The sequence below is a fragment of the Haematobacter genomosp. 1 genome (assembly GCF_002196855.1).
In the GTDB taxonomy this organism is placed as follows: domain Bacteria; phylum Pseudomonadota; class Alphaproteobacteria; order Rhodobacterales; family Rhodobacteraceae; genus Haematobacter.
The window spans coordinates 131,728-155,772 of sequence record NZ_NIPW01000006.1; the positions used below are offsets into that span (position 1 = coordinate 131,728).

22 protein-coding genes are annotated in these 24,045 nt (G+C 65.8%); 14 read left to right on the top strand and 8 right to left on the bottom strand.

Going from position 1 to position 24,045, the window contains the following annotated elements; genetic code table 11:
- Positions 1–6 precede the first annotated feature (6 nt).
- Entirely contained in the window at positions 7–1,185 is a 1,179-nt protein-coding gene (locus CDV49_RS04160) for a biopolymer transporter ExbB (RefSeq protein ID WP_088214309.1), read from the top strand.
- Positions 1,185–2,699 carry a peptidoglycan -binding protein gene (locus CDV49_RS04165; protein WP_088214310.1) on the top strand — a complete coding sequence of 505 codons (1,515 nt, stop codon included), beginning with the start codon at positions 1,185–1,187 and terminating at the stop codon, positions 2,697–2,699. Before CDV49_RS04160 ends, CDV49_RS04165 begins: the two co-directional genes overlap by 1 nt.
- Positions 2,700–3,039: 340 nt before the next feature.
- Here the strand turns inward: CDV49_RS04165 and clpA are convergent, their stop codons facing one another.
- Entirely contained in the window at positions 3,040–5,388 is a 2,349-nt protein-coding gene (clpA, locus tag CDV49_RS04170; protein WP_088214311.1) for an ATP-dependent Clp protease ATP-binding subunit ClpA, read from the bottom strand.
- Positions 5,389–5,590: 202 nt separating this feature from the next.
- A complete protein-coding gene (gene gloB, locus CDV49_RS04175; protein ID WP_088214312.1) occupies positions 5,591–6,361 on the bottom strand; it encodes a hydroxyacylglutathione hydrolase in 771 nt (256 codons plus the stop codon).
- A 67-nt stretch (positions 6,362–6,428) separates the two neighbouring features.
- Here gloB and CDV49_RS04180 point away from each other — a divergent pair, with 67 nt between their 5' ends.
- The 6 genes from CDV49_RS04180 (at position 6,429) to CDV49_RS04205 (ending at position 12,263) form a co-directional block, all read left to right on the top strand.
- Complete coding sequence (locus CDV49_RS04180; RefSeq protein ID WP_088214313.1) at positions 6,429–7,187, top strand: methyltransferase domain-containing protein; 759 nt, start codon at positions 6,429–6,431, stop codon at positions 7,185–7,187.
- A gap of 225 nt (positions 7,188–7,412) precedes the next feature.
- Entirely contained in the window at positions 7,413–7,982 is a 570-nt protein-coding gene (locus CDV49_RS04185; protein WP_088214314.1) for a F0F1 ATP synthase subunit delta, read from the top strand.
- The gene (atpA, locus tag CDV49_RS04190) at positions 7,982–9,520 is read left to right on the top strand and encodes a F0F1 ATP synthase subunit alpha (RefSeq protein ID WP_035744890.1); all 1,539 of its coding nucleotides are present in this window, start codon (positions 7,982–7,984) and stop codon (positions 9,518–9,520) included. Before CDV49_RS04185 ends, atpA begins: the two co-directional genes overlap by 1 nt.
- Positions 9,521–9,544: 24 nt before the next feature.
- On the top strand, positions 9,545–10,420 hold the full coding sequence (locus CDV49_RS04195; RefSeq protein ID WP_088214315.1) for a F0F1 ATP synthase subunit gamma: 876 nt from the start codon (positions 9,545–9,547) through the stop codon (positions 10,418–10,420).
- Positions 10,421–10,435: 15 nt separating this feature from the next.
- Positions 10,436–11,854: a F0F1 ATP synthase subunit beta gene (atpD, locus tag CDV49_RS04200; RefSeq protein ID WP_088214316.1), complete on the top strand. Its 1,419-nt coding sequence runs from the start codon at positions 10,436–10,438 to the stop codon at positions 11,852–11,854.
- Positions 11,855–11,864: 10 nt separating this feature from the next.
- The gene (locus tag CDV49_RS04205) at positions 11,865–12,263 is read left to right on the top strand and encodes a F0F1 ATP synthase subunit epsilon (RefSeq protein ID WP_088214317.1); all 399 of its coding nucleotides are present in this window, start codon (positions 11,865–11,867) and stop codon (positions 12,261–12,263) included.
- Positions 12,264–12,426: 163 nt separating this feature from the next.
- Here CDV49_RS04205 and CDV49_RS04210 read toward each other — a convergent pair whose 3' ends face one another.
- Positions 12,427–13,443 carry a ribose-phosphate pyrophosphokinase gene (locus CDV49_RS04210; RefSeq protein ID WP_035744902.1) on the bottom strand — a complete coding sequence of 339 codons (1,017 nt, stop codon included), beginning with the start codon at positions 13,441–13,443 and terminating at the stop codon, positions 12,427–12,429.
- 98 nt (positions 13,444–13,541) lie between these two features.
- Here CDV49_RS04210 and CDV49_RS04215 point away from each other — a divergent pair, with 98 nt between their 5' ends.
- Together CDV49_RS04215 and CDV49_RS04220 are read left to right on the top strand one after the other, a co-directional pair.
- Entirely contained in the window at positions 13,542–14,138 is a 597-nt protein-coding gene (locus CDV49_RS04215; RefSeq protein ID WP_088214318.1) for a 2-hydroxychromene-2-carboxylate isomerase, read from the top strand.
- A gap of 8 nt (positions 14,139–14,146) precedes the next feature.
- Complete coding sequence (locus CDV49_RS04220) at positions 14,147–14,944, top strand: alpha/beta fold hydrolase (RefSeq protein ID WP_088214377.1); 798 nt, start codon at positions 14,147–14,149, stop codon at positions 14,942–14,944.
- Here CDV49_RS04220 and CDV49_RS04225 read toward each other — a convergent pair whose 3' ends face one another.
- Positions 14,945–16,852 carry a hypothetical protein gene (locus CDV49_RS04225; RefSeq protein ID WP_088214319.1) on the bottom strand — a complete coding sequence of 636 codons (1,908 nt, stop codon included), beginning with the start codon at positions 16,850–16,852 and terminating at the stop codon, positions 14,945–14,947. It lies immediately after the preceding gene.
- 158 nt (positions 16,853–17,010) lie between these two features.
- Here CDV49_RS04225 and CDV49_RS04230 point away from each other — a divergent pair, with 158 nt between their 5' ends.
- A complete protein-coding gene (locus CDV49_RS04230; RefSeq protein ID WP_088214320.1) occupies positions 17,011–17,703 on the top strand; it encodes an SIMPL domain-containing protein in 693 nt (230 codons plus the stop codon).
- An 84-nt stretch (positions 17,704–17,787) separates the two neighbouring features.
- On the opposite strand, the gene CDV49_RS04235 is transcribed toward CDV49_RS04230, so the two are convergent.
- From CDV49_RS04235 to CDV49_RS04245, 3 genes are all read right to left on the bottom strand, one after another.
- The gene (locus tag CDV49_RS04235) at positions 17,788–19,074 is read right to left on the bottom strand and encodes an O-acetylhomoserine aminocarboxypropyltransferase/cysteine synthase family protein (protein WP_088214321.1); all 1,287 of its coding nucleotides are present in this window, start codon (positions 19,072–19,074) and stop codon (positions 17,788–17,790) included.
- Between the two features lie 188 nt (positions 19,075–19,262).
- Complete coding sequence (locus CDV49_RS04240; RefSeq protein ID WP_088214322.1) at positions 19,263–19,673, bottom strand: hypothetical protein; 411 nt, start codon at positions 19,671–19,673, stop codon at positions 19,263–19,265.
- A gap of 85 nt (positions 19,674–19,758) precedes the next feature.
- Positions 19,759–20,490: a lipopolysaccharide kinase InaA family protein gene (locus CDV49_RS04245; protein WP_088214323.1), complete on the bottom strand. Its 732-nt coding sequence runs from the start codon at positions 20,488–20,490 to the stop codon at positions 19,759–19,761.
- Positions 20,491–20,650: 160 nt separating this feature from the next.
- Here CDV49_RS04245 and ftsY point away from each other — a divergent pair, with 160 nt between their 5' ends.
- Positions 20,651–21,757 carry a signal recognition particle-docking protein FtsY gene (ftsY, locus tag CDV49_RS04250; RefSeq protein WP_088214324.1) on the top strand — a complete coding sequence of 369 codons (1,107 nt, stop codon included), beginning with the start codon at positions 20,651–20,653 and terminating at the stop codon, positions 21,755–21,757.
- A gap of 120 nt (positions 21,758–21,877) precedes the next feature.
- On the opposite strand, the gene CDV49_RS04255 is transcribed toward ftsY, so the two are convergent.
- A complete protein-coding gene (locus CDV49_RS04255; RefSeq protein WP_088214325.1) occupies positions 21,878–22,381 on the bottom strand; it encodes an MgtC/SapB family protein in 504 nt (167 codons plus the stop codon).
- 63 nt (positions 22,382–22,444) lie between these two features.
- Here CDV49_RS04255 and CDV49_RS04260 point away from each other — a divergent pair, with 63 nt between their 5' ends.
- Positions 22,445–23,353: an EamA family transporter gene (locus CDV49_RS04260; protein WP_088214326.1), complete on the top strand. Its 909-nt coding sequence runs from the start codon at positions 22,445–22,447 to the stop codon at positions 23,351–23,353.
- 52 nt (positions 23,354–23,405) lie between these two features.
- The gene (locus CDV49_RS04265) at positions 23,406–24,014 is read left to right on the top strand and encodes an inner membrane-spanning protein YciB (protein WP_088214327.1); all 609 of its coding nucleotides are present in this window, start codon (positions 23,406–23,408) and stop codon (positions 24,012–24,014) included.
- Positions 24,015–24,045 lie beyond the last annotated feature (31 nt).

Here is a 24,045-nt window from a genome sequence, read left to right on the forward strand (position 1 = left end):
ATTGCAATGAACCGCCCGACCCGAGAGGTTGATACCGTTTTTTCCCAGCCGGTCCGGCAGGTTCTGTTCATGGTCATCGCGCTGCTGCTGGTCGCGGCGGGCGCGTGGATGATCCACCGGGAGGTGTCGGAGGTCTTCCGCGCGAACGTCTGGCTGAACGGCTCCATCCTGTTCGTGTTCGTCGTCGGGGTGGTGGCCTGCTTCTGGCAGGTGGGTCAGCTCATGGCGGCGGTGAACTGGATCGAGGGATTTGCGCACAACCGCCCGGGCTACGTCGCCTCCCGCCCGCCGAAGCTGCTGGTGCCGCTTGCCACGCTTCTGGGGCAGCGCACGCCGGGAGCGGGGCGGCTTCAGCTCTCCTCAACCTCCGCGCGCTCCATTCTGGAATCGGTCGGCGCGCGGATGGAGGAGATGCGGGACATCACCCGCTATCTTGGCAACCTGCTGATCTTTCTGGGGTTGCTCGGCACCTTCTTCGGCCTCGCCACGACGGTTCCCGCGGTCGTGCGGACCATCGGCGCACTCAGCCCCCAGCCGGGGGAGGAGAGCCTCGCGGTGTTCGGCCGGCTCATGCAGGGGTTGAACTCGCAGCTTGGCGGGATGGGGACGGCGTTTGCATCCTCGCTGCTCGGCCTGTCGGGGTCGCTGGTCATCGGGCTTCTGGAGATCTTTGCCAGCCACGGGCAGAACCGCTTTTACAGCGAGCTTGAGGACTGGCTCTCCTCCATGACGCGCATCGGGATCGCCTCCGGCGACGACGGCTCCATCAGCCAGGAGGCCGTGGGGGGTCTGATCGACCACCTGTCGGACCAGATGGATGCACTGACCCAGCTTTACGCACAGGCGGAGCAGCGGCGGAGCCTGCTCGACCAGCGTATCGGGCTGCTGGCCGAATCCGTGGATCGCCTGACCCGCAAGCTGGAGGGGGAGGCGGGCACGATGGGCGCGCTCACCCGGTTGACGGAGGGGCAGGAGCGGCTGGTCGGCGCCCTTGCCCAGCGTGAGGAAACCGGCGCGCTGGATGCCGAAAGCCGTATGCGGCTGCGGTCCATGGACGTGCAGCTTCTGAAGATTCTCGAAGAATTGTCCGCGGGGCGGCAGGAGACGCTCTATGATCTCCGCAGCGACCTTGCCGCACTCGCATCGGCGGTGCGGGGTCTAGGCTCCGACCAGCGGAGGGGGTGATGGCGTTCTCGCGCGGGCGCACACGATTTGAAACCAACGTCTGGCCGGGTTTCGTGGACGCGATGACCTCGCTCCTCATGGTCATCATGTTCGTGCTGTCGATCTTCATGATCGTGATGTTCGTGTTGCAGGATCGGGTGAGCAGCCAGGATTCCGAGCTGGAGGCGCTGACGGGCGAAGTGGCCCAACTGTCGCGCGCACTCAACATTTCCGAACGCCGGGGGCAGGTGCTTGAAGGCACACTGGCGGAGCGGCAGGGGGCACTGGACGCTGCGACTGGCCGTATCACCGATTTCGAGGCGCAGGTCGCCGCGCTGATCGCAGCGCGGGATCGGGCGCAGACCTCGCTCGCAACGGCGGAGGGCGAGAAGCGGGAGCTTCTGTCCGCGCAGGAGGCGCTGAATCTCGCGCTCGCACAGGCCCGGCAGGAGGTCGATGCGGGGCAGGAGGCCGCCCGGCTGGCGGCTGCCCGGCGGGAGGCGCTGGAGGCGCTTGTTGCCGATCTTCGGGCAAAGGGAGAGGCGGATGCGGCCCGCCTGTCGGAGGCGGAGGTCCAGCGCCTGACGGAGTCGGAGGCCGCCGCGGCGCTTCGTGAGCGGTTGAAGAATGCCGACGCGGAACTGACGGCCATGACCCTCGCCCTGGAGGAGCAGCGCAAACGGGCAGAGGAAACGCTGACCCTGCTCGCCGCCGCGGAAGCCGCGCGCGACACGGCGAAGGCGGATGCGACGCGGGAACTCACCGAAGCCGAGCGGCGCGCGGGTCTGCTTGCCGCCGCCAATTCCGCGCTGGCAGGCCAGCAGGCACGGGGAGCCGAGGATGCCCGCCGGCTTGCCGCCCTGAATGAACAGGTGGCGGCGTTGCGCGCACAACTCGGCTCCTTGCAGGCCGTGCTCGATGCCTCCGGCGAGAAGACGCGTGAGGCGGATGTGCGTATCGAAACGCTTGGGGGTCAGCTCAACGTCGCGCTGGCGCAGGTCGCTGAAGAACAGCGGCGGCGGGCGGAACTCGAAGCGGCGGAGCGGGCCCGGCTTGCGGCGGAAGCCGAACGGCTGGAACGCTACAGCTCGGAGTTCTTTGGCAAGCTGCGCGATGTTCTGCAGGGAAGGGATGGCGTGCGGATCGTGGGGGATCGCTTCGTCTTTTCTTCCGAAGTGCTGTTCCAGCCGGGTTCGGATACCCTTGCGCCCGAAGGACGCTCGCAGATCGCCGGGGTCGCCTCGATTCTGAAGGATATCTCGAATGAAATTCCGCCGGGCATCGACTGGATCCTTCGGGTGGATGGCCATACCGACGATACGCCCCTGTCGGGGACGGGACAGTTTCGCGACAACTGGGAGCTGAGTCAGGCCCGAGCCCTGTCTGTCGTGCGCTACATGGTCAACGATCTGGGATTCCCACCCGAACGTCTGGCCGCGACGGGATTTGGTGAATTTCGCCCCGTCGCGAGCGGCAACTCACCCGAAGCGCGGGCGCAGAACCGCCGAATCGAGTTGAAACTGACCGAGCGTTGAACCCGTGGGGGTGATTTCGGGTGGGCCTGACGTTTGGAGGCGCGCGCCAGCAACAAGATAGCGCTTCTTTCACGAAAGTGCCGGTCGTGTAGGGTGTTGCGCTGCGGATCCTCACCAAGGGAGATTTAGACATCTCCACGGACTGCTGAAAAGGCGTTCAGGTCTGCGTTGAGGCGGTGATCGTTCGCAATCCAAAGAAGAATTCAAACGGTTCTGATCATCCAGGAGCCGATTTCCCGATTTGCGGAACAGGACATTTCAGGGCTTTTTCAGCAGCCTGCCAAGCGCAGCAAAGAAAAGGCCCCGCTGCGCACAGCGGGGCCTTTCATGAAGATCCGGCTTACTCTGCCGTCAGAAGCGGCGGCTTGTTGCCCGTGAGCCGGGGGCGCGACGGCTCCTCGATCTCCAGGGCGATGGTGTCGTCCTTGACCGCGATCTTGACCACGCCGCCCTTGGCGAGCCGACCAAAGAGCAACTCCTCCGCCAACGGCTTCTTGATGTGCTCCTGGATCACCCGACCCAGGGGACGCGCGCCCATCTTGTCGTCGTAACCCTTCTCGGCCAGCCAGTCAGCGGCGGCTGGTGTCAGTTCGATATGCACCCCACGGTCCATCAACTGGGCTTCGAGTTGCAGAACGAACTTTTCAACGACTTGCAGGATCACCTCACGCGGCAGCGGTGCGAAGGAGATCACCGCATCCAGACGGTTGCGGAATTCCGGCGTGAAGGTCCGCTCGATGGCTGCCGTATCCTCACCTTCGCGACGGTCACGGTTGAAACCGATGGCCGCCTTCGCCTGTTCGGAGGCCCCGGCATTCGAGGTCATGATCAGGATCACGTTGCGGAAGTCCACCTGCCGGCCATTGTGGTCGGTGAGTTTGCCGTGATCCATCACCTGCAACAGGATGTTGTAGACATCCGGGTGCGCCTTCTCCATCTCGTCCAGCAGCAGCACGCAATGCGGATGCTGGTCCACGCCGTCGGTCAGCATGCCGCCCTGATCGAAGCCGACATAGCCCGGAGGCGCGCCGATCAGCCGGGAAACCGCATGTTTCTCCATGTATTCCGACATGTCGAAGCGCAGCAGTTCCACGCCAAGCGTATTGGCGAGCTGTTTGGCGACCTCCGTCTTGCCGACGCCGGTCGGACCCGCGAAGAGGTAGTTGCCGATGGGCTTCTCCGGCTCCCGCAGGCCCGCGCGGGCCAGCTTGATCGCGGAGGAGAGCGCCTCGATCGCCTTGTCCTGACCGAAGACCACGCGCTTGAGGGTCTTTTCCAGGTCGCGCAGCACCTCTGCATCGTCCTTGGAGACGCTTTTCGGGGGGATCCGGGCGATCTTGGCCACGACGGCCTCGATTTCCTTGGCGTTGATCGTCTTGCGGCGGCGTGACTCGGGCAGCAGGTGCTGAGCGGCACCTGCCTCGTCGATCACGTCGATCGCCTTGTCGGGCAGTTTCCGGTCATGGATGTAGCGCGCGGACAGCTCCACGGCCGTCTTGATGGCATCCGCGGTATAGCGGATGTCGTGATGCTCCTCGAAATAGGGTTTCAGGCCCATCAGGATCTTGATCGTGTCGGGCACCGACGGTTCGTTCACGTCGATCTTCTGGAAACGCCGCGACAGCGCCCGGTCCTTCTCGAAATGCTGGCGGAACTCCTTGTAGGTGGTGGAGCCCATGCAGCGCAGCCGCCCCCCCTGAAGCGCGGGCTTCAGCAGGTTGGAGGCATCCATCGCGCCGCCGGAGGTGGCGCCCGCGCCGATCACCGTATGGATTTCGTCGATGAACAGGATCGCGTCGGGGTGATCCTCCATCTCCTTGACCACAGCTTTCAGGCGCTCTTCGAAATCCCCCCGGTAGCGGGTTCCGGCGAGCAACGCGCCCATGTCGAGCGAGAAGATCGTGGCGGAGGCCAGAATGTCCGGCGTCTCCCCTTCGACGATCTTCCAGGCGAGTCCTTCGGCGATGGCGGTCTTGCCGACTCCGGGATCCCCCACGAGAAGCGGGTTGTTCTTGCGGCGGCGGCAGAGCACTTGGATGCAGCGCTCCACCTCCCCCTCCCGGCCGATCAGCGGATCGACATCGCCCTTCCGCGCCTTGGCGTTCAGGTCAACACAATATTTCGCAAGCGCGGATTCGCGCGACTCACCCCCGGAATTCCCCGAGGTGGAACCGGATTGGGACGACGTGTTCTGTTCCTCCTCATGATCGCTGGTTCCGGTGATCGGGCGCGTCTCGCCGAAGGAGGGATCCTTGGCCACGCCATGGGCGATGAAATTGACCGCGTCGTAACGGGTCATGTCCTGCTCCTGCAGGAAGAAGGCCGCGTTCGATTCGCGTTCGGCAAAGATCGCGACAAGGACATTCGCCCCCGTCACCTCTGTCCGGCCGGAGGACTGGACATGGATCGCCGCACGCTGGATCACGCGCTGGAAGGCCGCGGTCGGCACCGCCTCCGAGCCTTCGATATCGGTCACGAGGGTCGAAAGATCATCGTCGATGAAGTCGGTGAGCGTCCGGCGGAGTTCCTCAAGATCGACACTGCAGGCCCTCATCACCCGGGAGGCGTCGGGTTCGTCGATCAACGCCAGCAACAGGTGCTCCAGCGTTGCGAGTTCGTGGCGCCGCGCGTTGGCCAGCGCCAGCGCAGCATGGATTGCTTGCTCGAGGGTGGTCGAAAAAGAAGGCACGGGCCGTGCTCCTGTCCTTGAGGGTCGGAGGTGGGGCGGACCCCGCTCCAACCGTGTCCCCATATCCTTAAAGTTCGGTGTTCGAGGCCGCGCTTCAAGTTTTTTCTGTGAGATTCCGCCCGATCCGCGCGCAGTTGCGACAAATGTGATCGGAAAGGCTCCTCCCATGTCCCGACCGGATGACCGGTCGTCCCGGAATCGCTCAGAATGCGTCCTTTCTGCGCCGGATTTCGGCAAAAACTTCCGCATCTTCTGCATCGCTCCCGAACCCGAGCTGGCGTCTGATGCCGGCCTCGCCGGGCCGCAGGAAAGGATTGGTCGCGAGTTCTTCCGAGAGCGTCGAGGGTACGGTCGGTTGCATTCGCGCACGCAGAGCCGCCACCTCGGTCTGTCGCGATCTAAGCATTCCGTTCTCAGGTTCAATGGTTAGCGCAAACGCGATGTTGCCCGTCGTGTATTCGTGGCCGGAATAGACGCGCGTTTCGGGCGGCAATGAGATGAGCTTCGTCAGGCTTTCCCACATCATAGCAGGCGCTCCCTCGAAAAGCCGCCCGCAGCCGCAGGCCATGAGGCTGTCTGCGGAAAAGAGCGCCCCTGTCTGCGGGAAATGGAAGGCGACATGTCCCACGGTATGGCCGGAGACATCGATCACCCGGCCGTCCTCCCCGCCGACCCGGACCGTGTCGCCCTCCGTCACCGCAGTGTCGAGCGCGGGGAGCCGGTGTCGGTCGGCGGCGGCGCCAATCACGCGGGCCTTCGTGGCGGCCCGAAGCTCATCGACCCCCTGAACGTGATCGGGATGGTGGTGGGTGAGGAGGATCGTGCCCAGCCGCCAATCCCGCTCCTCAAGGGCGCGGAGAATCGGCGCGGCCTCCGGCACATCCACCACGGCAGTGTCGCCGGTCGCGGTGTCGTGCAGCAGGTAGGCGTAATTGTCGCTCAGGCAGGGGATGGTGACGATGTCGAGGGTCATGGTGTTTCCTTGCGGCTCGGCTATCTTGCGGGTCATGGCCAAGCTAATCGCTGATACCGCGGAGACAATGCACCTGGACGCGCTGGAACTGCGTAATTTCTATTACCGCACCGGCCTCGGCCGGGTTGCGCAGCGGAGCCTGCGGCAGAGCTTCCTTGAGCTCTGGCCGGAGGCTCAGGGCCAGACGGTGGTGGGATTCGGCTTTCCCGCGCCGCTTCTGCGACCCTACATGGGCAAGGCGCGTCGGATTGTCGCACTGATGCCGGGTCAGCAGGGCGTGATGTCCTGGCCGCGGGGGGAGGCGAACGTCTCCGTGCTTTGCGAGGAGACGCAGTGGCCACTCCCCACCGGCATCGCGGACAAGCTCTTCCTGCTCCATGGGCTGGAGACGACGGACTACCCGTCCGAGCTTCTGGAGGAGTGCTGGCGGGTGCTGGGGGCGGGGGGGCGTGCGATCTTCGTCGTGCCCAACCGGTCCGGCATGTGGTCCCGGACGGATTCGACGCCCTTCGGTTTCGGCCGTCCCTATTCGCTCCGCCAGCTGGAGTCGCAGCTCAAGCGCCACGCTTTCACCCCCGAACGCTACGTCACCTCGCTTTACACCCCGCCATCTCCCCGGCGATTCTGGTTGCGCACCTCAGACTTCTGGGAGGGGACGGGGCGGCGGCTTTCGTCCGTCTTTTCGGGCGGCGTACATATCGTGGAGGCGTCGAAGCAGGTTTATGCCCCCACCCGTCCGGGCCTGAGGCAGATGGTCCGCCGGCCGCTCCGCGTGCTGGAGGGGGCAACCCAGCCCGGTCCCGTCGCAGGCGCGGAGCCCGCTTAAGTCACAGGTTGCACAGAGCTGTGGCAACCTTGCCAGATGTTGGCGCTAAAGGCCCGAAATAAGCCTTTTGTGGGTGTCTCCTTCGGCCCAACACGGTTGCGAGCGCGGAAGGGGTCTGCTACACGCAACCCCGGATTTGGGCCGCGCCGTGCGTGCGCCTTGGACGGCCCCGGACCCGCGTGCTTTTCCCGCACTGCGCCGGTGAGGGGTCACAGCATCGGAAGGGTGGACGTGGCCGAACCTGCTTCGATTTCATACGGTATCGCCGCGCGTTATGCGACGGCCGTCTTCGAACTGGCACAAGAGCAGAACGCGCTTGATGCGTTGGAGGCCGATATCGGCACTCTCGACGCGATTCTTAAGGAAAGCGCCGATTTCCGAACCATGATTACCTCGCCCCTCTACTCGCGCGACGCGGAGAAGAATGCGGTGATGGCCGTCGCGGGCAAGGCCGGTCTCACGGATGTGATGTCGCGCACGTTGGGCCTCATGGCGGATCATCGGCGGCTGTTCACGCTCCCCCAGTTCGTGACCGAGCTTCGGGACATGATCAAGCGCGCCAAGAACGAGGTGACTGCTGAGGTGATTTCCGCCCAGCCGCTCACCGAGGATCAGGTGCAACGTCTCGAAACCGTGCTCACCGCCAAGGCGGACGGGCGCAAGGTTCTGATCAATACGACCGTGGATGACACGCTCATCGGTGGTCTTGTCGTCAAGCTGGGCTCGAAGATGATCGACACCTCGGTCCGCTCGAAGCTCTCGGCACTCCAGAATGCAATGAAAGAGGTCGGATAATGGGTATCCAAGCTGCTGAGATCTCCGCGATCCTCAAAGAGCAGATCAAGAATTTCGGCCAGGAAGCCGAAGTGGCGGAAATCGGCCGCGTCCTGTCGGTTGGCGACGGGATTGCCCGGGTCTATGGCCTCGACAACGTGCAGGCGGGGGAGATGGTCGAGTTTCCCGGCGGCATCCAGGGGATGGCGCTGAACCTCGAAGTCGACAACGTCGGTATCGTGATCTTCGGTGACGACCGCGGCATCCGCGAGGGCGACACCGTAAAACGCACGAAATCCATCGTGGACGTGCCCGCGGGCGAGGGGCTGCTGGGCCGCGTGCTCGACGGTCTCGGCAACCCGATCGACGGCAAGGGCGCGCTGAACTTCTCCGAGCGCCGCGTGGCCGATGTGAAGGCTCCCGGCATCATTCCGCGGAAGTCCGTGCACGAGCCGATGGCCACCGGCCTCAAGGCGATCGACGCGATGATCCCGATCGGCCGCGGTCAGCGGGAGCTCATCATCGGCGACCGTCAGACCGGCAAGACCGCCGTGGCGCTCGACACCATCCTGAACCAGAAGTCCTACAACGAGGCTGCCGGTTCCGACGAATCCAAGAAACTCTACTGCATCTACGTCGCCATCGGGCAGAAGCGCTCGACCGTGGCGCAGCTGGTGAAGAAGCTCGAGGAGAGCGGTGCGATCGAATACACGATCGTCGTCGCCGCGACCGCTTCCGATCCCGCGCCGATGCAGTATCTCGCGCCCTATTCGGCGACCGCGATGGCGGAATTCTTCCGCGACAACGGCCGTCACGCGCTCATCATCTATGATGACCTCTCCAAGCAGGCCGTTTCCTACCGTCAGATGTCGCTGCTGCTGCGCCGTCCGCCGGGACGCGAAGCCTATCCGGGCGACGTGTTCTATCTCCACTCCCGTCTGCTGGAACGCTCGGCGAAGATGTCGGATGCCTTTGGCGCCGGTTCGCTGACGGCGCTGCCGATCATCGAAACCCAGGCGGGCGACGTGTCGGCCTATATCCCGACCAACGTGATCTCCATCACCGACGGTCAGATCTTCCTTGAGACGGAACTGTTCTACCAGGGCATCCGCCCGGCGGTGAACACCGGCCTCTCGGTGTCGCGCGTCGGCTCGGCTGCTCAGACCAATGCCATGAAATCGGTCGCGGGCCCGGTGAAGCTGGAACTCGCGCAGTATCGCGAGATGGCGGCCTTCGCCCAGTTCGGCTCCGACCTCGATGCTTCCACGCAGAAGCTGCTGAACCGCGGTTCCCGCCTGACGGAGCTGATGAAGCAGCCGCAGTATTCGCCGCTGACCAACGCGGAGATCGTCTGCGTGATCTATGCGGGGACGCATGGCTTCCTGGATTCGATCCCGGTTGGCAAGGTCGGTGCCTTCGAGAAGGGCCTGCTGGGCCATCTGCGCACCAATCACCGCGCGCTGCTCGACGACATCACCGTCAACGACCGCAAGGTGAAGGACGAGCTCGAAGCCAAGATCAAGGCCGCGATCACTGAATTTGCCAAAGACTTCGCTTAAGGGCGGGGGAGCAGGGACGGATAGATGCCGAGCCTAAAGGACCTCAAGAACCGGATCAGCAGCGTCAAGTCGACGCGCAAGATCACCAAGGCCATGCAGATGGTCGCGGCGGCGAAACTGCGCCGCGCCCAGGAAGCCGCCGAAGCCGCCCGCCCCTATGCGGAGCGGATGAACTCGGTCATCGCGGGCCTCGCCGGGTCGGTCGCGGGCTCGCCTGGCGCGCCGCGGCTGCTCGCCGGAACGGGGCAGGACAAGGTCCACCTCCTGGTCGTCATGACCTCGGAGCGTGGCCTTGCCGGTGCCTTCAACTCCTCCATCGTCCGGTTGGCGCGGCTCCGTGCCGACACGCTGATCGGGCAGGGCAAGACAGTGAAGATCCTGACCGTGGGCAAGAAGGGGCGCGAACAGCTCCGCCGCGACTACGGGCAGTATCTCGTCGGGCATGTCGATATGTCGGAGGTGAAGAAACTCGGCTACGTCAACGCCCACGACATCGCGCGTCAGGTCATGACGCGGTTCCAGAACGGCGAATTCGACGTGGCGACGATCTTCTACAACCGTTTCCAGTCGGTCATCAGCCAGGTGCCGACGGCGAAGCAGATCATCCCCGCCTCGTTCGAGGAAACGCCCGCCACATCCGCCTCGTCGCTCTATGAGTATGAGCCGTCCGAGGAAGGTATCCTGACCGATCTGCTGCCGCGTTCCATCGCGACCCAGATCTTCACGGCGCTGCTTGAGAACGCAGCCTCGGAGCAGGGTGCGCGGATGAGCGCGATGGACAACGCGACCCGCAACGCGGGGGACATGATCAACAAGCTCACGATCCAGTACAACCGCTCCCGGCAGGCTGCGATCACCAAAGAGCTTATCGAAATCATCTCGGGCGCCGAAGCGCTCTAACGACCGGAGTAACCAATGTCACAAGGCAAAGTCACGCAGGTCATCGGCGCTGTCGTGGACGTGCAGTTCGACGGCGCGCTCCCGGCGATCCTGAACGCGCTGGAGACGACCAACAACGGCAAGCGCCTCGTTCTGGAAGTGGCTCAGCACCTTGGCGAGAACACCGTGCGCACCATCGCGATGGATGCGACGGAAGGCCTCGTCCGCGGCGAGCCGGTGAGCGATACAGGCGCACCGATTTCGGTGCCCGTCGGCGACGGCACGCTCGGCCGCATCCTGAATGTCATCGGCGAGCCGATCGACGAGAAGGGTCCGGTCGAAGCGACCGAGCGCCGCGCCATCCACCAGCCTGCGCCCGACTTCGAGGACCAGTCCACGGAATCGGCGATCCTCGTCACCGGTATCAAGGTCATCGACCTGCTGGCCCCCTATGCGAAGGGCGGCAAGATCGGCCTCTTCGGCGGTGCGGGCGTCGGCAAGACGGTGCTCATCCAGGAACTCATCAACAACATCGCCAAGGTGCACTCGGGCTATTCTGTGTTCGCCGGCGTGGGTGAGCGGACGCGCGAGGGCAACGACCTCTACCATGAGTTCATCGAATCGGGCGTCATCAACATCGACAAGCTCGAAGAGTCCAAGGTGGCGCTGGTCTATGGCCAGATGAACGAACCGCCGGGTGCCCGTGCCCGCGTGGCGCTCACCGGTCTGACCATCGCGGAGCAGTTCCGTGACCAGTCGGGTTCGGACGTGCTGTTCTTCGTCGACAACATCTTCCGTTTCACCCAGGCGGGCTCGGAAGTGTCGGCGCTGCTGGGCCGCATCCCCTCCGCCGTGGGCTATCAGCCGACGCTCGCCACCGACATGGGTGCGCTGCAGGAGCGGATCACCTCGACCCGCGCCGGGTCCATCACTTCGGTGCAGGCGATCTACGTGCCGGCCGACGACCTTACCGACCCGGCACCTGCGACGTCGTTTGCCCACCTCGACGCCACGACGGTGCTGTCCCGCGCCATCTCGGAGCTGGGCATCTACCCGGCGGTGGACCCGCTCGACTCGACCTCCCGGATCCTCGATCCGCAGGTGGTGGGGCAGGATCACTACGACACCGCCCGCGCCGTGCAGGGGATCCTTCAGCGCTACAAGTCGCTGCAGGACATCATCGCCATCCTCGGGATGGACGAACTGTCGGAGGAGGACAAGCTGACCGTGGCCCGCGCCCGGAAGATCCAGCGCTTCCTGTCGCAGCCCTTCGACGTGGCGCAGGTGTTCACGGGTTCGCCCGGCGTGCAGGTTCCGCTCGACAAGACCATCGCCTCCTTCAAGGCGGTCGTCGCGGGCGAATACGATCACCTGCCGGAAGCGGCCTTCTACATGGTCGGCGACATCGAGGAAGTGAAGGCGAAAGCCGAGCGTCTCGCTGCGGCCGCGGCCTGAGGGAGCTGACATGGCCGATACGATGCAGTTCGACCTCGTGGCGCCGGAGCGGATGCTGACATCCGTTGCCGCCACGGCGGTCACCATCCCCGGATCGGAGGGAGAGCTTACGGCCATGCCGGGGCACGCCCCCCTGATCCTCACGCTTCGTCCCGGCATCGTCCGGGTCGAAGGTCCGAAAGGCGCGGCGAGTTTCGTCGTTACTGGGGGCTTTGCCGAGATCAACGCGGGCGCGGTTTCTGTGCTGGCGGAGAAGGCGATCCCGATTACGGAGGTGACCTCCAGCGTGATCGACCAACTGGTGCTCGAGGCTGAGAGCCTTGCCGACAGCGCGCCGCCCGAGGAAAAGGCGAATACGGAAAAGCTGGTCGCCGATACCAAGGCGCTGAAGGATCTGATCCGCCACTGAGCGGCGGCTCCATGAGATGCGGGAAAGCCGGCAGCGATGCCGGCTTTTTTCATGCGCCAGCCTTCGCCGGCATGAAAGCCCTTCGCCGGTATAAAAACCTTTCACCGGCATGAAAAAGACCGCGCCGAAGCGAGGTCCGATCCCTCTCCCGAAGGCCGCGCCGTCAGCGCGGATACATGCCCTCATAGATCGGCACCAGCGTATTGGTGTCGAACAGCGAGGACACCGATGTCCCGTTCCAGATGTTCAGGATCGCCTGCGCGAACATCGGCGCGGTGGGCACGATGCGGATATTATGCGCCGCTTTCACCGCCGCCGTCGGCTCGATGGAATCGGTGATGACGAGGTTCTTCATGGCGGAATTGGTGATCCGTTCCACCGCGGGGCCGGACAGCACCCCGTGGCTGATATAGGCGTGGACCTCCTTCGCGCCATTCTCCAGAAGCAGGTCAGCCGCCTTCACCAGCGTTCCGGCCGTGTCACAGATATCGTCGATGATAAGGCAGATCTGGTCCTCCACCTCACCGATGATGGTCATTTCGGCGACCTCACCCGGCTTGGTGCGCCGCTTGTCCACGATGGCGAGGTTGGCGCCGATCCGCTGGGCGAGCTCCCTCGCGCGGCCCACGCCGCCGACATCGGGCGAAACCACGGTGATCTCGTTCATCCGGCCGCGGAAATTGTGCTCCACATCCAGAGCAAACACCGGGGCGGCATAGAGGTTGTCCACCGGGATGTCGAAAAAGCCCTGAATTTGGGCCGCATGCAGGTCGAGCGTGAGGATGCGCTCGATCCCGGCCTCGGTCAGCAGGTTGGCGACCAGCTTCGCGGAAATCGGCGTGCGCGCCTTGGTGCGGCGATCCTGTCGGGCATAGCCGAAATAGGGGACCACGGCGGTGATCCGTCCGGCGGAGGAGCGGCGGAGCGCATCGGTGATGATGAGCAGCTCCATCAGGTTGTCGTTCGCCGGGTTGGAGGTCGGCTGGATGATGAACATGTCCTCGCCACGGACGTTCTCATAGACTTCGACGAAGATTTCCTGATCGTTGAAGCGCTCCACCCGCGCATCGACGAGCCCGACGGTCATGCCGCGGTGCATCGACATGCGACGTGCGATGGAGGAGGCGAGCGAGCGGTTGGCGTTGCCGGAGATCAGTTTCGGCTCATTCATGGCAGCCATGACGGGATCCTTGCTACAATCGGCGGGAGGCCGGATTCGCGATATTGACACCGCTTATCACCGGGCTACGCTCGCGCCAACACGCGGGGGGACGGTTCATGACGCAGATCGACTACTTCTTTTCGACGGCCTCGCCCTATACCTACCTCGCGGGCCTGCGCCTGGAAGAGATCGCCGCCCGCCACGGCGCGACCATCGCCTATAAACCGGTCGATCTCGGCGGACTGTTCCCCCGCACGGGCGGGCTGGCGTTGCCGCAACGTCACCCGGCGCGGCAGGCCTACCGGTTGCAGGAATTGCGGCGGCAGGCGGCGAAGGCCGGGCTGCCGATCCATCTCCAGCCGCGTTTCTGGCCCGTGAACGCCGCGCCTTCCGCCTATGCGATCATCGCGGCGCAATCTGCTGGCGGAGGCGATCTGGGAGGTCTCGTTCACGGGTTCTGCGCCGCCTGCTGGGCGGAGGAGCGGAACATCGCGGAGGATGACGTGATCCGCGACGAACTCTCCCGCCACGGCTTTGACGCCGCACTGGCCGACAAGGGCCTGCTGGTGGGAGCGGAAACCTATGCGAGAAATCTGGAGGAAGCCGTATCCCGGGGCGTCTTCGGCGCTCCTTTCTACATAGTCGGCGAGGAGATGTTCTGGGGGCAGGACCGGCTCTCCGACCTCGACGCGCATCTGTCGGGGCGGCTGTAGTGGCCGACATGGTGGACCGCGGAGCGCCGCTTGCCACGCGAAGCTGGGGCAGCGGCCCGCGGGCAGTCGTTCTGGCGCATTGCTCGCTCGCCCATGGCGGAGCGTGGAGCGGTGTCGCTGCTGATCTGGATGACCTCTGCGCGATGACTGCCGTGGATTTGCCCTCGCACGGGCGAAGCTGGCGGTGGGCCCCCGGCCTTGGCGACTATCACGATGTCGCGACGCATGCGCTACGTCGTTCGGTGCTGACGGCGGGCAGGGGCGGGCCGGTCGATCTGGTCGGCCACTCGCTCGGCGGCACGCTTGTTCTTCGTCTGGCGCTGGAGACCCCTGAACTCGTGCGGAGCCTCGCCCTGGTGGAGCCGGTGCTGTTCGCCGCGGTGACGGGTGGCGGACCCGTAGCTGACAACCGGGCCTTTGCAGAGGCCTGGGGGCGGGGCGACAGGGAAGAGGCCTCCCGCGCCTTCATGTCGCGCTGGGGTGCGGGCATGGCATGGGAGCGGTTGCCCGACCGAATGAAGCGCTACATCGTCGATCGTATCGAGGTGATTCCCGCGACATCGGCGGCGCTGTCCGAGGATTCCGCAGGCCTGCTCCGACCGGGGCGGTTGGAGGGGCTGGCCCGGCCCGTAACGCTGATCCATGGGGCCGCATCCGCGCCCCTCGCGCCGGAGATCGTGCACCGGCTTGCGGCGCACCTTCCCGATGCGGAGGTCGTGGCGATTCCGGGCGCGGGCCATATGGCGCCCATCACGCATCCGGCGGCTGTGGCAGAGGCCTTGCGGCGTTTGCTCGCGCGGAGCTGATCAGGTCTTGGGCATGGCGAGCACGAAGCCACGCCCCGACTTCACGTAATGAAGCTCGCTTGCCCCGATGGCCACCACCTGACCCCCGTCGAACCGGTCTCCCACCTTCACCTGCTGCAACCGTCCGTTGGATAGCCGAACGAGGGCGCGGCGGTTCGACGATGTGCCGAACACGCCAAGCAGATTAACATCGCGCAGGTTCATCGCTTTGGTGATGGTGGCTTGCTTGGCAACGGAGGCTCGGGTGGGGATTCTGGGTGTCACGACCTGTGGTTCCGGTTCATCGTCAGATTCTGTGGCTGCGGCCAGAGGGCTTCTGGTCACGACCGGTTGGCGCGCCGCAGCAATGACCGGCGGCGTCATTTGCGGCTGAGGAGGGGCCGCGACGGCGGCGCGCGCCGGGGCGGCTGGTTCCGCCACGGCTGCGGCAAGGGCGACCGCGATGGCGGGTGCGAAATTCCTTGGTCTCGAACGGGGCCGATCGACGGCGAGCGCGACGGGGGGGTTCTCTGCCTCGGCTGCAGCCTGGCCACGCGCGGCAATGCCTGCGGGCTTCGGCATCGGACGATGCGAGGACAGTTTCGGGGCAGGATCGTTGCTGGCCATGTTCCGGGGTGCCGCCGGTGCGGCGGCTATCGGGCGGGAGCCGGGTCGCGCTTTCGGCCGGGTGGCGTCGATCTGCGCCCCCGTGCGGCGGCGCGGTGCTTCCGTCAGTGCGAGGCGCGGGCCGACCGGATAAGCCACTCCCAGCATGGCCGGACGGTGTCGTGCAAGCAGCCCACGAAGGGTCTCCGCCTCCGCCGCTTGCGCCGTCAGAGGGCGGGTCGGAGCGGCGAGGGTGCCGGCGTGCGCGGCACTGACAAGGCCGAACTGACCGGCGCGGCTCGTCCGCTGGTCACCCAGAAACAGGCCGGACCCGAGCAGGACAAGCAGGATAAGCACCAGAAGCCCAAGGGCGAGCATCAGTCCGCGCCGCATGCGTGTCCGCTCTCTGGCAGGCGCACGCAGGGTGTTCTTCGCATCCGTCGCAGGGGACGTGCTGGCGGCGCCCTGAAGCGGCGGGCTGACATGCCGGACGCTCTCCTGCGGGGGCAGATCGGGGCGCGGCGCGGTCGGCCGAACAGTGGCGGCTGGAGCGGCGAGGGCGGCCACATCCGCATCGAGCGGCGGTGGTTCGGCCGCCATGGGGGCAGGGGCGTGGGTTTCCCGTCCCTCCTCCACATGGTCGGACAGAACCCCGACAGAGCCCGGCGCATCCACCGCCATCGCCTCGGAGCCCTGCACCGACCCCTTCGCCCCCCCGGGGGACGAAGCCGTCGGCGCGGCCTCGGCCGGCCGTTTCGGCTCCACCGGAACAGGACGCCGGTCGAGAAGGCGCATCGGTACGGTCTCACGCTCCACCCGCTCCTCCGGGCCGAGCAGCGCGGGGGCAAGATGGGTCTGGCCGAAGAACGGTTCGCCATTGAACTGGCCCTGCGGCGGTATCGCCACGAAGGCCACCGGCGCAAAGCGGCTATCGGCGGCGAAGGCCTCCGCCTCCTCCAGCGTCTCCCGCGCGACGATGGCGACCTGCACCTCCCGCCCGTCGCCGGTCCAGTCGAAAACCAGCTCCTCCGGCGCATAGGGGGTCATCCCCTCCAGCGCCGCGCGGATCTGGCGGCGGCGGGAGGCGGCATCCGGCCCGGGGGCCATGACGCGCGTATAGAGTATCTGGTCGTTCGGGATCGCAAGACGCGTCGTCAGCACGCCGGGCTCCATGCCAAGCGCGGTGCTGCGGAGCGCCGCGACCTTCTGGCCGAGGTCGGGATCGCCCAGACCGACGGCCCCGACCGTTCGCCAGCCAAGCGGCGTGCGGTGGAAAAGACGGATGCCGTCGGCGGCAAGTTCGAGCGTGAAACTGGGCTTCATCGGAACGCACCTACCACGAAAGACGGACCGCTGCGATTATGCAGTGGCATCAGCATGGGGTATAGCGGGAAATCGCGCACGCTAGGGGTAGGAACACGGAGAGTTCACTTGTCAGCGGTGCGGCGCCCCGCCACAGCAGAGGAAAAAGGAGGCATATCATGCGGTTCACCACTCTCGCCATGCTCATGACGTTCGCGGCCACGCCGCTTGCCGCGCAGGAGGCACAGATGACCTATCCGACCATTACCGTGAACGGAGAGGGAGAGATCAGCGCACGCCCCGACATGGCCACCGTGACGCTGGGGGTCGAGACCCTGGGGGATAGCGCGAATGCGGCGCTGGCCGAAAACACCGCCGCGACCGCCAAGATGCTTGAGACGCTGAAGGCGGCCGGAATTGCCGCCAAGGACTTGCAGACCTCCGACCTGACGCTCGGGCCCCGCTGGGAGCAGCCGCAGCAGGGCCAGCCGAAGGTCGTGGGGTTTGTCGCCGCCAACAACGTGAGCGTGACGGTGCGGGATCTGAACAAGCTGGGCAGCGTGCTGGATACCGTCGTGAAGAACGGGGCGAACACGTTCCAGGGGCTGCGGTTCGGGCTGTCCGATCCCAAACCCAACGCGGATGCCGCGCGCAAGGCCGCCGTCGCCGATGCCATCGCACGCGCGCATCTTTATGCGGAGGCGGCGGGCGTCGCGCTCGGCCCGGTTCAGTCGCTGACCGAAAGCTTCACCGGCCAGCAGCCGCGCCCGATGATGCGCATGAGCGCAGACAGCGGCGCGGGCGTCCCGCTGGCAGAGGGTGAGGTCAGCGTGAACGCGAATGTGACGATGGTTTTCCGTCTGGGACAGTAGGCCCCGCGATACAAGGATGCGCGACACAGGGAAAAGGCCCGGACAACCTGTCCGGGCCTTTCGTTTGCGCTGGCTGCCCGGGCGTTACCCCACCGCGGCGCTGAGGGCCTGATCCAGATCCGCGATCAGGTCGTCGGCATCCTCGATCCCGATGGACAGACGAACGACATTCGGCCCGGCGCCTGCGGCTTCCCGTTGCGCATCGGTGAGCTGCCGGTGCGTGGTGGAGGCCGAATGGATGATGAGCGAACGCGTATCGCCAAGGTTCGCCACGTGGCTGAACAGCTTCACGCTGTCCACCAGCTTCACCCCGGCCTCGTAGCCACCCTTCACGCCAAAGGTGAACAGCGCGCCCGCGCCACGGGGCGTGATCCGCTGCGCCCGCTCATACCAGGGGGAGGACGGCAGCCCCGCATAGGTCACGACCTCCACGCGGGGATCGGCCTCCAGCCAGGCGGCGACCTTCCGTGCGTTCTCCACGTGCCGGGCCATGCGCAGGCTCAACGTCTCGATCCCCATGAGCGTGTAATGTGCGCCCTGCGGGTTCATCGTCATGCCGAGATCACGCAGACCGACGGCGATGCCGTGGAAAGTGAAGGCCATCGGCCCCAGCGCCTCGTGGAACTTCAGCCCGTGATATGCGGGTTCCGGCGTGGAGAGGGAGGGGAACTTGTCCGACGCCGACCAGTCGAACTTGCCCGAATCGACCACGACCCCACCCGTGACCGTGCCGTTGCCGGTCATGTATTTCGTCAGCGAATGCACGACCAGCGTCGCGCCCATCTCTATGGGGCGGCAGAGCCAGGGCGTGGCGAGCGTGTTGTCCACGATGAGCGGCAGCCCGGCCTCATCCGCCAGCTTTGCCACTGCGGGAATATCGGTGACATAGCCGCCGGGATTGGAGATCGATTCGCAGAAGATCGCGCGGGTGTCCTCGTCGATCGCGGCCCGCAGCGCGTCCAGATCGTCGAAATCCACCAGCTTGGCGGACCATCCGAACCGCTTGATCGTCTGGGTAAGCTGCGTCACCGTTCCGCCGTAGAGCCGGGTGGAGGCGACAACGTTCCTGCCCGGCGCCATCAGCGGGAACAGCGCCATGATCTGCGCGCCATGGCCGGAGGAGCAGCAGACCGCGCCCGCACCGCCCTCAAGCGCCGCCACCCGATCCTGAAGCGCGCTGACCGTGGGGTTGGTCAGGCGGGAATAGATGTAGCCCACCTCCTGAAGGCCAAAGAGCGCCGCTGCGTGATCCGCATCGCGGAACACATAGGCGGTGGTCTGATAGACCGGCACCTGACGGGCACCGGTCGCGGGATCGGGGTTCGCGCCCGCATGGACTTGCAGCGTGTCGAAACCGGGGGTTCTGGTCATGTCGTTCTCCTCTTCGCGCGGGAGGCTAGGGGAGGGCGCAGCCCGCCGCAAGCGGCGCGTGACCGACCGGTGACAGCGCAGTCATTCCAGGCGGGGAGTTCCGGCACCGGTCATCCGTCCGGCAGAGGATGAGACGGAACCTCGCAGGGCCAGTGTCCGCTCGCAAGGCCAGTGTCCGGTGGCTGGACTCAGGCTCCCACCTTCGGCCCGGGGCAGGGCATGTTGTCGTTGCTCTGGTTCACTTCCACCAGATCCTCCCCGTTCGGATCCCCGCTGAAATGGGCGCGGAGGCCCCCCGGCGTCGCGTAGAAGACCCAGCATTGCGGAAGCGGATCGCTTTCATAGACGAAACAGATCTCGTCCCCGGCGGGATACCACTGGCCGTAGCGGCATTCCTGCCCGACAAACGCCCAGACGACCTGCCGCCCCGGCAGATAGCGCTCGATGCCATAGGGCGCGCCGTTCGCGCCATAGGTCAGTGTCTTGCCCGTCGAATACCGCTCGAACGCCTCTGCCGACATGGGCCGTTCGGCCGTCGTGGCCGAGAGCACGGGCAGGGCGGCAAGGCCAAGGGCGAGAGCGGAGAGCAGAAGGCGCATCGGAACCTCGTCGGGGTCACCTCCGAAGTGGGGGGCACCTCCGAACGGTGACAGATCGACCGGCGTCTGGCCAGTCCCTGTTTCCTCACGTCTCCGCGCTGAAACGATGGAGCGTCAGCGGCAGGGCGGCAAGCTCGCGCGAGCGGGGTCTGCGCCTGCGGAGCGGCGCGGTCAGTGGCGTCAGAAAGCCCAGCATACGCGCGATACGCCCCGCCAGAGGCCACAGTCCGATGCTGTCCTCCTCCCGGTAGGCCGCGATGGCGGCGTCGATCTCCGGGCGCTCGCCCTCCGCCGCGACATAGGCGGAAAAGACGAACATCAGCAGATCGAGCGCCATGTTGATCCGGCGGTTCCTGCGGGGGGCATAGCGCTCGAAGTCGATGAGCGTGATGCGCTTCCCGTCCCACAGCATGTCGCGCAGGTTCGGGCGTCCATGCGCGATTCCGGCTGCGTGGAAGGCATGGAGCGCGCGCGCCGCGGCCCGAAAGGCCGCCATCCGCTCCTCCTCCGCAAGAAGCCTGTCGCGAAGGATTTTCGCCAGCGGCACACCGCTGTCGGGGGTGACGAAATAATCCTCCGCTTCATCGACCACCGGCGGAACCGGTAGCCCGAGCCGGCCCAGATCATGAAGCGCGCGGCGCTCCCGCTCGAAGGCGCGCGCGGCATCGCCTTTCTGCAGCCGGAGCTTCAGGCTGTCGTAATGCTCCCGCCGCTTCACCCAGTAGCGCCTGCCATCCACCGCCACCGGCGCGACGCGCTGTGCGGGTGGCAGCGTGGCGATTGCGGCACGGAGCCGGGGGAGGAAAGCGTCGGTCATAGCGGTTATCTAGCCGCTCACGCTCCGAAACGGGAGGGGAAAGAGCCTTCGGGCTGGTTTCGGGGGGTGCGGGTCTTTCAACTGACGCCCGTCTGCTTTAGCTGAGAGAAAAGCCGAAAGGCCCAGTGAAATCGCCGGTGCAATCGCGGGGAGAGTGCCCATGTCCTTCTTCAGCAAGCTCAAGGAACGGCTCACGCGATCATCGAGCCGGATCGAGCAGGGGATCGATGCCCTCGTGGAAGAGGCTCCGGCCGCGGAGGCAGAAACCCAGCCTGCCGGGCAGACATCCCCTTCCGCGCCGCCCGCCCTGCCGCTTGCCGCGACGCCGGTCCTGCCGGTCGATGTGGCGCCGGAGCCGCCCGCTTCCATTCCGCCGGAACGGCCCGGTCTGGTCGGCCGGCTGTTCAGCCGCGAAGCGCGGGTGGAGGAGCCGCGCCGCGTCGTGGATGACGCGATGCTGGAGAGCCTTGAGGAGCTGCTGATCCAGGCTGACATGGGGGTTGAGACCGCGCTCCGCGTCACGGCCAATATCGCCGAAGGACGTATGGGCCGCCGCATGTCCGCCAGCGAGATCCGCACGGCGCTGGCCGATGAGATCGCCCGGATCATGGAGCCGGTGGCGCGGCCCCTGCCGCTCTATCCGAAGAAACCGCAGGTGGTGCTGATCGTCGGCGTGAACGGATCCGGCAAGACCACCACCATCGGCAAACTCGCCTCGCAGTTCCGGGCAGCGGGCAAGAAGGTGGTCATTGCCGCAGGCGACACCTTCCGCGCAGCGGCGGTCGAGCAGTTGCAGGTCTGGGGGGAGCGTGCCGGTGTGCCGGTGCTGACGGCGCCCGAAGGATCGGACCCGGCGAGCCTCGCGTTTGACGCCATGACCAAGGCGGAGGCGGAAGGCGCGGACCTGCTGATGATCGACACCGCCGGACGGCTTCAGAACCGCGCCGACCTGATGGAGGAGCTGGCAAAGATCGTGCGGGTCATCCGCAAGAAGGACCCCTCCGCGCCGCATAATACCGTTCTCGTTCTTGATGCGACGACCGGGCAGAACGCGCTGAATCAGGTGGAGACGTTCCGAAAGCTTGCCGATGTGTCCGGCCTCGTGATGACCAAACTTGACGGAACGGCGCGCGGGGGCGTGCTCGTGGCGCTGGCCGACAAGTTCGGCCTGCCGATCCATGCGATCGGCGTGGGCGAGCAGATAGACGACCTCGCCCCGTTCGACCCGGAGGATTTCGCGCGCGCCCTGACCGGGGCGGAGGCGTGATCGCCCTCCCGCGCCATCCGGGAGCCGCCGGGCCCGCTGGCCGGTGAGAGGCTGACCGGTGAAAGACGGCCAGCGTCCGATGCCGCGCCGATGCGCGCGACAGCGACGGTCGAAGGAAGATCAGGCGCGGTCACCGCGTTCCACCGCCCCGATCCGGCGCGAAGCGAGATGGACGAGCCAAAGCACGATGAGCGTCACCAGCGTCGCGAGGGCGGCAAGCGGGATGCGCCCCGCCCCGCAGGCAAGGCCGACCGCCCCCGCGAGCCACATGCTCGCCCCCGTCGTCAGCCCGTTGACCCGCCCCCTCTGGCTGAAGATCGTGCCCGCAGCAAGGAAGGCCACACCCGCCGTCACGGCCTCGATGGCGCGGATCGGGTCGGCCTGGATGGAGGCGCCGCTGCCTTTGGCCTCCACCTGCACCATCTCGAAGGCCATGAGGGTGAACAGACAGGCGGCCAGCGCGACCATCATATGCGTGCGGAGCCCGGCCGGTTTTTCCTTCATCTCCCGCTCGAAACCGATGAGACCCCCCAAGGTCACGGCGGCCAGCAACCGCAGAACCGCCACCTCCATCGGAAATGCCTCGAATGGCGCGGACAGTTCTTCCTTCAGCACGGCCAGCATGATCGCCCCCTTTTTTCCCTTTGCTACAAGCGGGGGGAGCCGGTTGCGGTTCCCGGCGTGGCGATGAGCGAATGGCTCGTCAGCATCGCGGGAACGCCGCTCGGCCAGGAGATCTCCATGGGGCTCGCGCTTCTGGCCGCGCTCCTCCATGCGGTGTTCGGCGCGTTGCAGAAGGGGCAGCGGGCGGACCCGTGGAAATCGCGCGCGGTGATCGACCTGACGGCGGCGGCCATGGCCGCGCCCTTTGCGCTGTTCGTCGTGCCATGGCCTGAGCCGCACATGTGGCCGATCTTCGCGGGGGTGCTGGTCATTCACCTCGCCTACAAGTTCCTGCAGGCGGCGACCTATGCCCGCGGCGCCTATACGGTCGTCTATCCGGTGGTGCGGGGCGCAGCGCCGCTCTTTGCGGTGCTCGGGGCCTATCTGTTCTTCGGGGAGGTCTTCGCGCCCTTGCAGTTCGCAGGCGTTCTGGTGCTGGTGGGGGCGATCTTCGGGCTTGCCTTCTACAACCTGCGGACGATCGTCCTGAACCGCGAAACGCTGGTGTCCGCCCTGGGCTTTGCCGTGGCGACGGGCGGGTTCGTCGCGCTTTACACCACCTATGACGCCTTCGGGATCCGCTCCACCGCCGATCCCTTCACCTTTCTGGCGTGGTTCTTTCTGATCGACGGGCTGAGCTTCCCGCTCGTCATCCGGCGCAGGTGGTATCCCATCCGGCCCGGAGAGGCCCGCTCGCTCATCAGGCTCGGCCTGATCGGGGCGGTGACGGCGTTCTTCAGCTTTGGCGCCATCATGATCGCCACGCGGATCGGCGATGTCGGGCAGGCGGCGGTGCTCCGGGAGACATCGACCGCCTTCGCCGCGCTGATCGGATGGCTGATGCTCGGCGAGAAGGTCGGGCCGGCGCGCACGGCGCTCATGCTGCTTATCGCCGCAGGTGCCGTGCTTGTGCAGGTGGGGGCGGTGCATTGACGTTGCATTGCCCCGCCCGAACGCGCAATTTGCCGCCCGAACGGAGGTGCCGATGGCTGTGAGAAAGATCAACCCGTGGCTGAAGCTCGCGCTGGAGCTTGGGCCGGTGCTGCTGTTCTTCGTGGGCTACATGCGGATCAAGGACCAGAGTTTCGTCATCGGCGGCACGTCCTATGACGGCTTCATCCTGATGACGGCGGCCTTCATCCCGGTGATGATCGTCTGCACGGCGATCCTCTGGGCGCTGACGGGGCATCTGTCGCGGATGCAGGTGCTGACGCTGGTGCTGGTGACCGTGTTCGGCGGGCTGTCGGTCTGGCTGAACGACGAGCGGTTCTTCAAGATGAAGCTCACCATCATCTACCTGCTGTTCGCGGGTGTGCTGGGGGTGGGGCTGTTGCAGGGCAAATCCTACCTCCGCTTCCTGATGGATGAGGTGGTGCCGATGCGGGAGGAGGGTTGGATGATCCTCACCCGCCGCGTCTTCGTGTTCTTCCTGCTCATCGCGGTCGCGAACGAGGTGATCTGGCGGATGCTTTCCACCGAGGTCTGGGTGAACTTCAAGACCTTCGGCCTGACGCTCGCGGTCTTTGCCTTCTTCATCACGCAGGGCAAGCTGTTCGAGCGTTACGCGGTGCGGGAGGAAGAGCCGGGGGAGTGATCCCGGCCCTCTGATCGCCGCTCAGTTCCCC

What these genes read in the sequence shown, in the direction of transcription:
- CDV49_RS04210 (WP_035744902.1), bottom strand. Translation starts at nt 13,443, where the DNA reads ATGGCTGCCATGAATGAGCCGAAACTGATCTCCGGCAACGCCAACCGC.
- CDV49_RS04195 (WP_088214315.1), top strand. Translation starts at nt 9,545, where the DNA reads ATGCCGAGCCTAAAGGACCTCAAGAACCGGATCAGCAGCGTCAAGTCG.
- CDV49_RS04180 (WP_088214313.1), top strand. Translation starts at nt 6,429, where the DNA reads ATGCACCTGGACGCGCTGGAACTGCGTAATTTCTATTACCGCACCGGC.
- CDV49_RS04235 (WP_088214321.1), bottom strand. Translation starts at nt 19,074, where the DNA reads ATGACCAGAACCCCCGGTTTCGACACGCTGCAAGTCCATGCGGGCGCG.
- CDV49_RS04265 (WP_088214327.1), top strand. Translation starts at nt 23,406, where the DNA reads ATGGCTGTGAGAAAGATCAACCCGTGGCTGAAGCTCGCGCTGGAGCTT.
- CDV49_RS04165 (WP_088214310.1), top strand. Translation starts at nt 1,185, where the DNA reads ATGGCGTTCTCGCGCGGGCGCACACGATTTGAAACCAACGTCTGGCCG.
- CDV49_RS04240 (WP_088214322.1), bottom strand. Translation starts at nt 19,673, where the DNA reads ATGCGCCTTCTGCTCTCCGCTCTCGCCCTTGGCCTTGCCGCCCTGCCC.
- CDV49_RS04260 (WP_088214326.1), top strand. Translation starts at nt 22,445, where the DNA reads ATGAGCGAATGGCTCGTCAGCATCGCGGGAACGCCGCTCGGCCAGGAG.
- gloB (WP_088214312.1), bottom strand. Translation starts at nt 6,361, where the DNA reads ATGACCCTCGACATCGTCACCATCCCCTGCCTGAGCGACAATTACGCC.
- CDV49_RS04225 (WP_088214319.1), bottom strand. Translation starts at nt 16,852, where the DNA reads ATGAAGCCCAGTTTCACGCTCGAACTTGCCGCCGACGGCATCCGTCTT.
- CDV49_RS04230 (WP_088214320.1), top strand. Translation starts at nt 17,011, where the DNA reads ATGCGGTTCACCACTCTCGCCATGCTCATGACGTTCGCGGCCACGCCG.
- CDV49_RS04220 (WP_088214377.1), top strand. Translation starts at nt 14,147, where the DNA reads ATGGTGGACCGCGGAGCGCCGCTTGCCACGCGAAGCTGGGGCAGCGGC.
- CDV49_RS04215 (WP_088214318.1), top strand. Translation starts at nt 13,542, where the DNA reads ATGACGCAGATCGACTACTTCTTTTCGACGGCCTCGCCCTATACCTAC.
- CDV49_RS04255 (WP_088214325.1), bottom strand. Translation starts at nt 22,381, where the DNA reads ATGCTGGCCGTGCTGAAGGAAGAACTGTCCGCGCCATTCGAGGCATTT.
- CDV49_RS04160 (WP_088214309.1), top strand. Translation starts at nt 7, where the DNA reads ATGAACCGCCCGACCCGAGAGGTTGATACCGTTTTTTCCCAGCCGGTC.
- CDV49_RS04245 (WP_088214323.1), bottom strand. Translation starts at nt 20,490, where the DNA reads ATGACCGACGCTTTCCTCCCCCGGCTCCGTGCCGCAATCGCCACGCTG.
- ftsY (WP_088214324.1), top strand. Translation starts at nt 20,651, where the DNA reads ATGTCCTTCTTCAGCAAGCTCAAGGAACGGCTCACGCGATCATCGAGC.
- atpA (WP_035744890.1), top strand. Translation starts at nt 7,982, where the DNA reads ATGGGTATCCAAGCTGCTGAGATCTCCGCGATCCTCAAAGAGCAGATC.
- CDV49_RS04205 (WP_088214317.1), top strand. Translation starts at nt 11,865, where the DNA reads ATGGCCGATACGATGCAGTTCGACCTCGTGGCGCCGGAGCGGATGCTG.
- atpD (WP_088214316.1), top strand. Translation starts at nt 10,436, where the DNA reads ATGTCACAAGGCAAAGTCACGCAGGTCATCGGCGCTGTCGTGGACGTG.